Below are 11,797 nucleotides of genomic sequence, written 5' to 3'. Positions count from 1 at the left end.
AGGGCGGGGCTTTTTACTAAAGCAAGTACAAGTTAGATAACTTGAACTTCTTCAGCTTGCATGCCTTTCTGACCGCGGGTAGCGATGAAAGAAACCTGTTGGCCTTCTTTCAGGCTTTTGAAGCCGTCGGATTGGATAGCTTTGAAGTGAACGAACAGGTCGTCACCGGATTGTGGAGTGATGAAGCCGAAGCCTTTTTCATCGTTGAACCACTTAACGGTACCAGTTTGGCGATTAGACATGGTGTAACTCCTTGAACAAAGATAACTGCGACTCAGGAAGAACCCTGGCCGAGACTGAGTGCAAAGAGCAGGAAAAATTCTTGTAGATGGTTGGATCGAAATTCAACATATCGTGTAGAGATTCTCAGTGACACAAGCAGCACAGTGGCGCCACCTTAACCCTTTTTCCGGAACGTGCCAATGCTTCCAGCGAAGGTTTCTCTGTTTTCGTGACTGACGGTGCATTGTATTGCCGTCGAGGTCCGGAATTTAAGGGGGATCGCCAAGAATTGTGCCCCGGACTTTGAACCGGCGGCGCGCCCCGGTAAGATGCCGGACAGATTTTTTCCACCTCGCTATTCAGGACACCCGCCATGAGCATCAAATCGGACAAGTGGATTCGCCGCATGGCGCAAGAGCAGGGCATGATCGAACCGTTCGTCGAGCGCCAGGTGCGCGGCAGCGACGATAGCCGAGTGATCTCCTACGGCGTGTCGAGTTACGGCTACGACGTTCGCTGCACCAATCACTTCAAAGTGTTCACCAACATCAATTCGGCCATCGTCGACCCGAAAAACTTCGATGCCGGCAGCTTCGTCGATATCCACAGCGACGTCTGCATCATCCCGCCGAACTCCTTCGCCCTGGCCAGCACCGTCGAATACTTCCGTATTCCGCGCAACGTATTGACCATTTGCCTGGGCAAAAGCACCTATGCCCGCTGCGGCATCATCGTCAACGTCACCCCGCTTGAGCCTGAGTGGGAGGGTCATGTGACCCTGGAATTCTCGAACACCACCAACCTGCCGGCGAAGATCTACGCCAACGAAGGCGTGGCGCAGATGCTGTTCCTTGAGTCCGACGAAGAGTGCGAAGTGTCCTACAAAGACCGTGGCGGCAAGTATCAGGGCCAACGCGGCGTGACGCTGCCACGCACCTGAGTCAACCGTCTGACAAACCGTGGGAATTCCTGGGCGAGCGTACACTCTATGGGGTGTACTGCTCCGATCTGCGCAAGGCGGATCGGGCCATCGCTCAGGAGTGCTATATGAAGATCGACCCGCGTATAAGTGCCGAACTGGCAAGGCTTGAGCCCAATCAGGTTGGCGTTTTGGCCTGGTCGTTGCTGGCACATCCGCCTATCAGCATGGCGGGGGGCATCCCCGGCCAGCCTGATCCCGATACCCCCAACGAACAACCCACCGAACCCGGTGAGCCGACCCTGCCGGATGAGCCGCCTCCCGCGCCGGTTGTGTGATCAACCACGCGAATGAATGGCTTATATTGGTAGGAGCGAAGCTTGCTCGCGAAGACGGTGGGTCAGCCGACATCTTTCTCTCCTGATCCACCGCTTTCGCGAGCAAGCTTCGCTCCTACAACGGCTACGTGTTACTTGAGGTTGCCGCTGAGGAACTGCTTCAGCCGTTCACTCTTCGGATTGCCCAGTACGTCTTCCGGCGCGCCTTCTTCCTCGACCAGGCCCTGGTGCAGAAACAGCACCTGACTCGACACTTTGCGGGCGAAGCTCATTTCGTGGGTCACCATGATCATGGTCCGGCCTTCTTCGGCGAGGCCCTGGATCACTCGGAGCACTTCACCCACCAGCTCCGGGTCGAGCGCAGACGTCGGTTCGTCGAACAGCATGACTTCCGGCTCCATGGCCAATGCGCGGGCAATGGCGACCCGCTGTTGCTGGCCCCCGGAAAGAAACGCCGGGTACTGGTCCGCCACGCGTGCGGCCAGGCCAACCTTGTCGAGGTAACGACGTGCGCGGTCCTCGGCTTCCTGCTTGCTGCAACCCAGCACCCGGCGCGGAGCCATGGTGATGTTTTCCAGCACGGTCATGTGGCTCCACAGGTTGAAGTGCTGGAACACCATGGCCAGGCGGGTGCGGATCCGTTGCAGTTCATCGGCGTCGGCCACGTGCATGCCGTGGCGATCCTTGATCATGCGGATGTTCTGGCCGTCCAGGCTCATGGCGCCGTCGTTGGGCTGTTCGAGAAAGTTGATGCAGCGCAGAAAGGTACTTTTGCCCGAGCCGCTGGCGCCGATCAGGCTGATGACGTCGCCGGTGTTGGCCTTGAGTGAAACGCCTTTGAGCACATGATGATCGCCATAGCTTTTATGCAGGCCTTCGATGGTCAGTTTGTACATGGGGCATGCATCCTCAAGGCGAAAGTAGGTAGCCGCTGCGATAGGCTTCGGTGCCCGCGACGTGGGCGATCACCATGCCGGCAGTGGCCATGCGCCGTAGCGAGCGGGCGTACATCAGCCCGGCGACAGTGCAGTGAACGGGGGTGACGAGATCGTTGATCGGGTCGACGATTTCGGCGATCAGTTGCCCGGCCTCCAGGTATTCCCCCGGCAGCGCGGTGAACACCAGCAAACCGCCCACGGGCGTGGCCACCGGTTCGACGGCCGCCAGCGGCGTGGCGGGATACGGCAGCTCCGGCAGTGGCGCCGGTTCGCCGGCAATCGCGCCGAAGTGAATCAGGTAATCGATCAACGCCTGACAGTCGAGGCTGGCCAACGGGTGATTGACGTCGCCCTGGCCACGCAATTCGACGGTGACCGAGAAGCTGCCGAGCGGAATGTCGAAGTGTTCGCCGAAGCGCTCTTTCAACTGCCACCAGAGCAGGGTGAAACATTCGTCGAACGACTGACCGCCGGAATCGGTGGCCAGCAGACTCGCTTCGGCACCGATGTAGCGGGCCAGCGGCTCGACCTGTGGCCAGGCCTCGGGCGTGGTGTAGAGGTGCGCGACCGCTTCGAAATCGCAATGCAGGTCCAGCACCATGTCCGCGTCACAGGCCAGTCGTTGCAGGATCAGGCGCTGGGATTGCAGTTGAGTGCTGGCAGTCTGTCGCGCCAGAGCCTGGCGCAGGCTGTTGCGGATCAGTTCGAGGTTGCGCTGCGGATCGTCGCCGAGCTGGCCTTCGATCTCATTGCCGACTTCCTCGCTCAAATCGACGAACCAGCGATTGAAGTTCTGCCCGCTTTCGAGCTCGTAGCGGCCCAGCGGTACATCCATCAGCACTTGTTCGAGACCGACCGGGTTGGCAATCGGCACCAGCACGATTTCGCTGCGCAGGTGGCCGGCGGCTTCCAGCTCGGCCAAGCGTTGTTTGAGGTGCCAGGCGACCAGCATGCCGGGCATTTCATCGGCGTGCAGGGACGCCTGGATGTAGATCTTGCCCTGGGCCGACGTCGGGCCGAAGTGGAAGCTGTGAATCTGTCGTGCGGTCCCCGGCAGCGGGGCCAGCAAGTCATGTATCTGGTGGCGCATGTGCGAAAAGTCCTAGTGGGTCGGCCCGAGGAACGCCAGCCATCGGCGTTCGGCGAGGCGGAACAGGCCGACCAGCGCAAAGGTGACGGTCAGGTAGATCAGCGCGGCGATGCCGAACGACTGGAAGGTCAGGAAGGTCGCCGAGTTGGCGTCCCGCGCGACTTTCAGAATGTCCGGGATGGTCGCGGTGAACGCGACGGTGGTCGAGTGCAGCATCAGGATCACTTCGTTGCTGTAATAAGGCAGCGAGCGACGCAGGGCTGACGGCATGATCACGTAGGCATACAGCTTCCAGCCGGTCAGGCCGTAGGCTTTGGCCGCTTCGACTTCACCGTGGGCCATGCTGCGAATTGCCCCGGCGAAAATCTCCGTGGTGTAGGCGCAGGTGTTCAGGGCGAAGGCGAGGATGGTGCAGTTCATCGCGTCACGAAAGAACGCATCGAGTATCGGCTGCTCTCGCACGGCGGCCAGGCTGTAGATGCCGGTGTAGCAAATCAGCAGCTGGATATACAGCGGCGTCCCGCGAAACAGGTAGGTGTAGAACTGCACCGGCCAGCGAATGTAGAAATGCGGCGACACCCGGGCGATGGACAGCGGGATCGACACCAGGAAACCGATGAAGATCGACGCACTGAGCAGCCACAGGGTCATGGCCAGGCCGGTGATGTTGTAGCCGTCGGTGTAAAGGAAGGGTTTCCAGTATTCCTGCAGGAGTTCGATCATCGTACGGCCTCCCGGGAGCCAGCGGCGTAGCGGCGTTCAAGCCAGCGCAGGATGACGTTGGAGGCGCTGGTGATCAGCAGGTAAATCAGCGCAGCCAGCACCAGGAAGTAGAACAGTTGATAACTGCTTTTGCCGGCGTCCTGGGCAGCCTTGACCAGGTCGGCGAGGCCGATGATCGACACCAGCGCGGTGGCCTTGAGCATCACCATCCAGTTGTTACCGATACCCGGCAGGGCGAAACGCATCATTTGCGGGAACACCACGATCCAGAACCGCTGGCCACGTTTGAGGCCATAGGCGGTGGCCGCTTCGACCTGGCCCCGGGGCACCGCGAGAATCGCGCCACGAAAGGTTTCGGTGAAGTACGCGCCATAAATGAAGCCCAGGGTGATGACCCCGGCGCTGAACGGGTTGATCTCGATGTATTCCCATTCCATGAAATCGGTGAACGACGTCAACCAGGTTTGCAGGCTGTAGAAAATCAGCAGCATCAGCACCAGGTCCGGCACGCCGCGAATCAGCGTGGTGTAGACCTGCGCCGGGACGCGCACGAGTTTGACTTTTGACAGTTTGGCACTGGCGCCGAGCAGACCGAGCAACACGGCCACCAGCAGCGACAACGCCGATAATTTGATGGTCATCCAGGTGCCTTCCATCAGCAACGGACCGAAGCCCTTGAGGCTGAAGGCTGAGAGCCCCAGATTTTGTAATAGGTTTTCGAACATAAATCAGCAACCTGATCGGATGAAAAAAGCGCCCATCGCGAGATGGGCGCCGGGCATTATTTGCCGCTGTACAGATTCAGATCGCCAAAGTGTTTCTTCTGAATGGTGGCGTAGGTGCCATCATCGTGTAACGCTTTGATACCTTTATCCAAAAGTGCCTTGAGGTCTTTGTTACCTTTAGAGATACCGATAGCTGTTTTGGCTGGCAGCAATTCGCTGTCAACCGGCTTGCTGACTTCGTAGCCTTCGCCCTTTGGCGACTTCAAAAAGCCCAGTTCGGCTTGCAACATGTCCTGGATCGCGGCATCGAGGCGACCGGACATCAGGTCCGAATACACCTGATCCTGGTTCTGATAGGCCTGGGTTTTCACGCCAGCCTTGTCCAGCACGGCCTTGGCATAGGCTTCCTGGATGGTGCCTTGCTCGTAGCCTACGGTCTTGCCTTTCAGGGACGCGACGTCTTCGGTCAGGCCGGAACCTTTCTTGAACACATACGCGGTTGGGCCGGAGAACAGCTCGCTGGAGAAGTCGATGACTTTTTCGCGGGCCGGGGTGACGGTCATCGAAGAGATCACACCGTCGAATTTGTTGGCCTTCAGGCCCGGAATCATGCCGTCGAAATCGCTTTCGACCCATTTGCACTTGACCTTCAGCTCGGCACAGATGGCATTGCCCAGATCGATATCAAAGCCCACCAGGCTACCGTCGGCCGCTTTCGACTCGAACGGAGCATAGGAAGGGTCAACGCCAAAACGCAGTTCTTTGTATTCCTTGGCCAGCGCGGAGCCGGCAGCCATGCACAACGCCAGTGCAGAAAGGGTCAGCAATGCTTTTTTCATTATTCAATCCCTAAGAACCAATATGAGCGCTTGTGGCGCAGAATTATTGTTACTGGAAAGCGTAAGACCTATTGAAAGTAGCAATTTCCGAACCAGAGTCCCGAACAAGCGTTTTAAAAGGTGATTCAAGAAATGGCTGGACGGGATTTATGCACGAAAACGGGCGCCGGGAAATAGCTGCACCGTCATTGAACACGTGATCAAGCTTTTCGTAGGAGCCGGCTTGCTGGCGATCGGATCGACGCGGTGATTCAGAATGACCGAGTTATCGTTCATCGCCAGCAAGCCGGCTCCTACAGGGGATTGGTTAACCCAAAAGATTCTGCAGGGTGGCGAGATTGTCAGCCTCGTCAACGTTCTTGTCTTTGCGCCACCGCAACATCCGCGGAAACCGCACCGCAATCCCGCTCTTGTGGCGCTTGGACAAGGCGATCCCCTCAAACCCCAATTCAAACACCAGGCTCGGTTTTACACTGCTCACAGGGCCGAATGTCTCCACCGTGGTCTTGCGCACGATGCTGTCGACCTGGCGCATTTCCTCGTCGGTGAGGCCTGAATACGCCTTGGCGAATGGCACCAGCGTGCGCTCGCTGGCGCCGGGCGGGCTGTCCCACACCGCGAACGTGTAATCGCTGTACAGACTGGCTCGGCGACCATGGCCGCGTTGTGCGTAAATCAACACGGCGTCGATGCTGAACGGGTCGACTTTCCACTTCCACCAGACGCCCATGTCCTTGGTCCGGCCGACGCCATACAGCGCATCCCGGGCCTTGAGCATCATGCCTTCGACGCCGAGGCTGCGGGAGGCTTCGCGTTGGTGGGCGAGGTCGGGCCAGTCTTTGCCGGTCAACACCGGGGAGGGCAGTAACACCGGGTTGTTGCACTGGGTGATGACCTGTTCCAGTTGGGTGCGCCGCCTGGCTTGAGGCTGGTTGCGCCAGTCTGCGCCTTGCCATTCCAGCAAGTCGAAGGCCAGTACAACCACCGGCACATCATCGAGGATTTTCTTGCCCAGGGTCTTGCGGCCGATCCGCTGTTGCAGCAGGGCGAACGGTTGCACCGCCGGTGGGTTCGGCGCCAGTGGATCGAAGGCATCTTCGGTGCTCGGTGGTGCGGTTTTCCACGCAACGATCTCGCCGTCGATCACCGTACCGTCGGGCAAGCCGCAGACCAGGCTGTCAAATTCGGGAAAACGCTCGGTGACCAATTCTTCGCCGCGCGACCAGATCCACAGTCGTCCATCGCGCTTGACCACTTGGGCGCGGATGCCGTCCCACTTCCATTCCACTTGCCAGTTGCTGGCGGGGCCGAGCAGGGTTTCGAATTGCTCCACCGGCTGCGACAACGCGTGAGCGAGAAAAAACGGATACGGCTGGCCGCCCCGTTGTGAGTGTTCATCGGCCGACTCGGCGGCGATCAGTTTCAGGTAACTGGCTGCGCTGGGACGGCTGTAGAGGTCGGTGTAACCCACCAGTCGCTGAGCCACGCGTTTGCTGTCGAGCCGCGCCATCGCTGCCAAGGCGCGGGTCACCAGCAACTTGGAGACGCCGACGCGAAAACTGCCGGTGATCAGTTTGATGCAGAGCATCAGGCCGGGGCGGTCCAGTTGCGAGCAGAGTTCGGGCAATCGCTGGGCGAGCACGTCGGGAGGTTCGCCGCGCAAGGGCAGCAGTTTGTCTTCGATCCACACCGCCAACCCGTCGGTGGAACTGTGGGGCGATTCGGGCAGCACCAGCGAGATGGTTTCCGCCAGATCGCCCACCGCCTGATAACTCTCTTCGAACAACCACGGCGACAGGCCGGAATACGCCTCGGCGAGTTCACGCAGGATGCGCACCGGCACCAGTTGCCGAGGTCGCCCGCCGGACAAAAAGTACACCGCCCATGCGGCGTCTTCCGGGGCGGCCTGAGCGAAGTAATGTTGCATCGCTGCCAGTTTGGCGTTGCTGGACGTTGTCGCGTCGAGCTCGGCGTACAACCGGGCAAAGGCCTTCACGGCAGCACCTCGGCGCTTTGCGGTTCGGTGTCGGTGATGTCTTCCTCGTCGTCGCCGTACTCGGTGGTGAACTCCTGGGCGTAGAGACCCTGCTCGCGCAAATGGCGCACCAGGACCGCGACCGAACCGTGGGTGACCATCACGCGTTCGGCGCCGGTCTGTTCGATTGCCCAGAGCAGGCCTGGCCAGTCGGCGTGGTCCGACAGCACAAAACCCCGGTCCACTCCCCGTCGCCGACGCGTGCCACGCAAGCGCATCCAGCCACTGGCGAAGCCATCGCTGTAATCGCCGAAGCGCCGCATCCAGGTGCTCCCGCCCGCCGAGGGCGGGGCCAGGACCAGCGCCTTGCGCATCATCGGGTCGCTCTTTTTCACCTCGCCAGCGTGGAGCGTTGGTGGCAGATAAACGCCGCTTTCTCGATACACCCGGTTGAGCGGCTCGACGGCGCCGTGCACCAGAATAGGACCGAGGCGGGCGTCGATACCGTGGAGAATCCGCTGCGCCTTGCCGAAGGAATAGCAGAACAGCACGCTGGTCTTGTCTTCGGCGGCATTGGCTTGCCACCACTGATTGATCTCGGCAAACACCTGCGCCTGAGGCGGCCAGCGATAGATCGGCAGGCCGAAGGTCGATTCGGTGATGAAGGTGTGGCAGCGCACCGGTTCGAACGGCGCACAGGTGCCGTCGGGTTCGATTTTGTAATCCCCGGAGGCGACCCAGACTTCGCCACCATATTCCAGGCGCACCTGCGCCGAACCGAGTACGTGGCCGGCGGGGTGGAAACTCAGCGTGACGCCGTGATGCAGCAACCGCTCGCCATAGGCCAGGGTTTGCAGATTGATGTCCTGGCCCAGTCGCGCGCGCAGGATGCCTTCGCCGGGCGCGGCTGCCAGATAATGCTGGTTGCCGCCTCGGGCATGATCGCCGTGGGCGTGAGTGATGACCGAACGTTCGACTGGCCGCCACGGGTCGATATAGAAATCCCCGGCCGGGCAGTACAAACCTTCGGGACGCGCGATAACAAGATCCATGTTGTTACCAAAATGGAGGGACTTGTTAGCTATGAGGTTTGGGCGAGGTCAGAAGTTCTATCGAAACTTCACAGTAAATAACATCCCTGTAGGAGCTGGCTTGCCAGCGATGGACTCACATGCACCGCGTTTAACCAGGCAGTGCGCGTAATCGTTAACGACCATCGCTGGCAAGCCAGCTCCTACAAGGGGATTGCGTTATTTGCCGGGTGTCAGCGTCAACCGCTTGGTCCCGTAGACTTTGTCGAAGTTCTGCGGCTGCATCGGCAGACTCACGTATTGCCCCTTCAACCACGGATCAACGCTGTCGAGGTAGTTCGGACTCGCCGGGTTACCCGACTGGCCGGTGCCGTTCTGGCCCATCAACGGTTCGGTCTGGCCGAAATCGACGATGAAGCGCATGGCCGGTGCCAGCGTGGTGTTGAAGTCCTGGCCCCAGGCGAACGCCGCCGTGTTCAACGTGGTGTGATCGCCGCCGGCCGCGAGCGGACCGCGTACGGTCTGGCCACTGGCGTTCTTCCATTCATAGCGGTGCAGTTTGCCCCACTGCCAGGCTTTGTGATCGCCGCCCAACTGACTGTCGCCTGCGGTGATGGCCGCCGCGAGGCTGCGGGCGAGAATCGCCGGTTTGTCTTCTTTCTGCGGCGTGCGTGCGTCATCCCAGAACGGGCTGTCTTCACGCCCCAACAGATGATCGGCCTGCGCCGCGTAGGACAACTTGCCGTTGGCGATAAAGGCTTTCCACGCCGGACTGCTTTCCGGGCCCAGTTCGTCGAGGAAGGTTTGCTTGGCGCTTTCCTGCAGGAACAGCTCGTAAATCGCTGCATCGGCGGAGGTCGCGGCGAGTTTGCCGTCGAACGCCATCAGGCGGGTAAACGCTTCGTTCGCCTTGCCGCGATCGGCTACCGGCAGGGCTTCAATGGCCTGCTTGAGCGGCTTGGCCATGCCCGGCGCTGCAAACATCTTTTTCAGTTTGGCGGCGAACGTGGTGGTCTGATCGTATTGCATGGCGATCACACTGCGTGTGTCGTGCTTGCCCACGCCGGCCAGTTCGGCCATGCGCTCGCCACGCTCCGGTGCCGACCACGAATTGGACAGCTGCATGCCGTAACCATGGGGAATGACCCGCTGGTTGGCGGTGCCGAGCCAACCTTGCGCCGGGTCTTGATCGTACGGGTGCAGCATCGCGTCGGCGTAACCGTCCCAGTCATAACGACCTTCCCAACCCGGCGATGGCAGCAGGCCTTCGCCTTCGCGGCGGTTCGGGTAACGACCGGTGACTTGCCAGCCAATATTGCTGGCGTCGGCAAAGACCAGGTTCAGCGTGATGGCACGGATTTCACGGCTAGCGTCCGAGGCTTTCTCCACGGTTTGCGCGCGAGACAGGTCGAAAAACGCGTCCAGGGATTTGTCATCGGTGAAGTTCGGTGTCTGCAACGCCAGGCCCAAACCGTTGCCCAGTGCCGTGCCTTTGGCGCTGTTGAGCAGCGGCCCGTGGCGCGTTTCGTACACCGCTTCGCGAATCGGCCGCTGGCCTTTGACGAAATAGGTTTCGTTGCGAACGATAACCGGCTGCCATTTGCCGCCGAGTTCGTAGGAAAGGCCGTTGCCCTGGCGTTGGATTTTTTCCAGGAACAGGTCCTGGTTGTCGCCCATGACCGAGGTCATGCTCCACGCCACTTTGCCGTTGAAACCGCCCAGCACCATCGGCAAACCGGCGATGGTCACGCCGGACGCCTGGTATTTCGGCGCGCGAATCTGCACATAACTGAACAGCGACGGCACGCCCAGCGGCCCATGGCTATCGCTGGCCAGCAGGCTTTTGCCGCTGCGGCTGCGTTGCGGGGCAATCGCCCAGTTGTTCGATGATGTGGCGCCCAGCAGATTCAGGTCGGACAGTTGGCCGGTGGCTTTGCTGATTTCGGCGAGGCCTGGAATCGCCCCGTTGAGCTTGAGACCCTGAAGTTTTTCGGCTTCGGCCACCGGCAGTTTTTCGTCGGGGGCGGACGGTGTCAGCCACGGGAGCTTGTCGGTGGTGACCGATTGGGCCAGCACCAGCGAGGAAATTTCCTCGGGCAGGTTCGCCGATTGGCTGAAATTCAGCAGGCAGAAAATCAGCGCCGAATCTTCCGGTTTCCAGTATTCGGGTTTGTAGCCGGTGGCGGTGAGATCGGCCGGCAACTTGTCGCGGTAGCGGAACAGGTAGGCGTTGACCCCGCGCGCATAAACTTCGAAGAAGCGTTTGAGGCGCGGCGAAGAGGCCTTGTACAACTCGCCGGCGCTTTTCTTCAGGTTGACGGCGCGCATGTAGCGGTCGGCGTCCAGCAGGTCCGAACCGGACATCTCCGACAACCGGCCTTCGGCCAGCAGGCGCAGGGTGACCATCTGGGTGATGCGGTCGCTCGCGTGTACATAGCCGAGGGTGAACAGCGCGTCGTGGAAGCTGCTGCTTTCGATCAACGGCACGCCCATGGCGTTACGGCGCACCGAAACGTTTTGCGCCAGACCTTTGAGTGGCTGCACGCCGGTGGTGGGCGGGAGCGTGTCTTGGGCGTTCCAGGTCTGACAACCGGAGAGGCTCAAAACACCGGCCACTGCTGCGGCAACGCCGAACCGGGGAAGAAAATGTGTGAGGGCTGGCGAGGCCATGGCAAAGCTCCTGCGGGGGGGTAGCGTCAGTAAAGGCGCTACGTTAGAGAGCAGGAGGTGGCCGCGCAAGCAGGGTAGGGGGTTATTTCAGGATTTGTCGGATAAACCGTGATGGTTGGGGTTGATGCTGTTGTTTTTTTGGCTCGGAGTACATATCCATTTTGGGGGTGACGGCGGCTATTGGTTTCGCCCTTACGGCGAGTCACTTTCGAAAAGCCTGCGCGGCCCGGCGGAAAGTAACCAAAGCGCTCTTGCCCCTTTCGTTCGGTGCCTCGCTGTGGCTCGGCATGCCCTCGCTCCGGTCCTGCTCCGTGGGCCCGCCGCCAT

Annotated in this window: 11 protein-coding genes; 2 read left to right on the top strand and 9 right to left on the bottom strand. The window is 60.3% G+C overall.

Translation table 11 applies throughout. The features are described 5' to 3' along the window. Positions 1-32 precede the first annotated feature (32 nt). Positions 33-242 carry a cold-shock protein gene (locus J4E42_RS17855; protein WP_002554837.1) on the bottom strand — a complete coding sequence of 70 codons (210 nt, stop codon included), beginning with the start codon at positions 240-242 and terminating at the stop codon, positions 33-35. A 353-nt stretch (positions 243-595) separates the two neighbouring features. On the opposite strand from J4E42_RS17855, the gene dcd reads away from it, so the two are divergent. Together dcd and J4E42_RS17845 are read left to right on the top strand one after the other, a co-directional pair. Next, on the top strand, positions 596-1,162 hold the full coding sequence (gene dcd / locus J4E42_RS17850; RefSeq protein ID WP_008030058.1) for a dCTP deaminase: 567 nt from the start codon (positions 596-598) through the stop codon (positions 1,160-1,162). Positions 1,163-1,269: 107 nt separating this feature from the next. Beyond that, positions 1,270-1,479, top strand: a complete 210-nt coding sequence (locus tag J4E42_RS17845) for a hypothetical protein (protein WP_084321795.1) — start codon at positions 1,270-1,272, stop codon at positions 1,477-1,479. A 131-nt stretch (positions 1,480-1,610) separates the two neighbouring features. Here J4E42_RS17845 and J4E42_RS17840 read toward each other — a convergent pair whose 3' ends face one another. The 8 genes from J4E42_RS17840 to J4E42_RS17805 form a co-directional block, all read right to left on the bottom strand. Continuing rightward, positions 1,611-2,375 (bottom strand): ABC transporter ATP-binding protein, encoded by a 765-nt coding sequence (locus J4E42_RS17840; protein ID WP_008030062.1) that lies wholly within the window; start codon positions 2,373-2,375, stop codon positions 1,611-1,613. A 13-nt stretch (positions 2,376-2,388) separates the two neighbouring features. Continuing rightward, positions 2,389-3,507, bottom strand: coding sequence for a succinylglutamate desuccinylase/aspartoacylase family protein (locus J4E42_RS17835; RefSeq protein WP_008030064.1), 1,119 nt, complete (start codon positions 3,505-3,507; stop codon positions 2,389-2,391). A gap of 12 nt (positions 3,508-3,519) precedes the next feature. Further along, positions 3,520-4,230, bottom strand: a complete 711-nt coding sequence (locus J4E42_RS17830) for an ABC transporter permease (RefSeq protein ID WP_008030066.1) — start codon at positions 4,228-4,230, stop codon at positions 3,520-3,522. Next, the gene (locus J4E42_RS17825; protein WP_008030068.1) at positions 4,227-4,955 is read right to left on the bottom strand and encodes an ABC transporter permease; all 729 of its coding nucleotides are present in this window, start codon (positions 4,953-4,955) and stop codon (positions 4,227-4,229) included. The genes J4E42_RS17830 and J4E42_RS17825 overlap by 4 nt, the downstream gene beginning before the upstream one ends. A 56-nt stretch (positions 4,956-5,011) precedes the next feature. Next, the gene (locus J4E42_RS17820; protein WP_008030070.1) at positions 5,012-5,794 is read right to left on the bottom strand and encodes a transporter substrate-binding domain-containing protein; all 783 of its coding nucleotides are present in this window, start codon (positions 5,792-5,794) and stop codon (positions 5,012-5,014) included. 307 nt (positions 5,795-6,101) lie between these two features. Then, positions 6,102-7,790, bottom strand: a complete 1,689-nt coding sequence (locus J4E42_RS17815) for an ATP-dependent DNA ligase (protein WP_207285787.1) — start codon at positions 7,788-7,790, stop codon at positions 6,102-6,104. Beyond that, positions 7,787-8,821: a ligase-associated DNA damage response exonuclease gene (locus J4E42_RS17810; protein ID WP_207285786.1), complete on the bottom strand. Its 1,035-nt coding sequence runs from the start codon at positions 8,819-8,821 to the stop codon at positions 7,787-7,789. The genes J4E42_RS17815 and J4E42_RS17810 overlap by 4 nt, the downstream gene beginning before the upstream one ends. A gap of 198 nt (positions 8,822-9,019) precedes the next feature. Continuing rightward, a complete protein-coding gene (locus J4E42_RS17805) occupies positions 9,020-11,470 on the bottom strand; it encodes a penicillin acylase family protein (protein ID WP_207285785.1) in 2,451 nt (816 codons plus the stop codon). Between the last annotated feature and the right edge of the window lie 327 nt (positions 11,471-11,797).

This window comes from Pseudomonas sp. FW300-N2A2 (assembly GCF_017351735.1).
Taxonomy (GTDB): domain Bacteria; phylum Pseudomonadota; class Gammaproteobacteria; order Pseudomonadales; family Pseudomonadaceae; genus Aquipseudomonas; species Aquipseudomonas migulae.
This window is presented reverse-complemented; position numbering and strand designations above follow the sequence as displayed.

Bases quoted from the DNA above. Each gene is read 5' to 3' on its own strand.
- J4E42_RS17855 (WP_002554837.1), bottom strand. From the start codon at position 242: ATGTCTAATCGCCAAACTGGTACCGTTAAGTGGTTCAACGATGAAAAA.
- dcd (WP_008030058.1), top strand. From the start codon at position 596: ATGAGCATCAAATCGGACAAGTGGATTCGCCGCATGGCGCAAGAGCAG.
- J4E42_RS17845 (WP_084321795.1), top strand. From the start codon at position 1,270: ATGAAGATCGACCCGCGTATAAGTGCCGAACTGGCAAGGCTTGAGCCC.
- J4E42_RS17840 (WP_008030062.1), bottom strand. From the start codon at position 2,375: ATGTACAAACTGACCATCGAAGGCCTGCATAAAAGCTATGGCGATCAT.
- J4E42_RS17835 (WP_008030064.1), bottom strand. From the start codon at position 3,507: ATGCGCCACCAGATACATGACTTGCTGGCCCCGCTGCCGGGGACCGCA.
- J4E42_RS17830 (WP_008030066.1), bottom strand. From the start codon at position 4,230: ATGATCGAACTCCTGCAGGAATACTGGAAACCCTTCCTTTACACCGAC.
- J4E42_RS17825 (WP_008030068.1), bottom strand. From the start codon at position 4,955: ATGTTCGAAAACCTATTACAAAATCTGGGGCTCTCAGCCTTCAGCCTC.
- J4E42_RS17820 (WP_008030070.1), bottom strand. From the start codon at position 5,794: ATGAAAAAAGCATTGCTGACCCTTTCTGCACTGGCGTTGTGCATGGCT.
- J4E42_RS17810 (WP_207285786.1), bottom strand. From the start codon at position 8,821: ATGGATCTTGTTATCGCGCGTCCCGAAGGTTTGTACTGCCCGGCCGGG.
- J4E42_RS17805 (WP_207285785.1), bottom strand. From the start codon at position 11,470: ATGGCCTCGCCAGCCCTCACACATTTTCTTCCCCGGTTCGGCGTTGCC.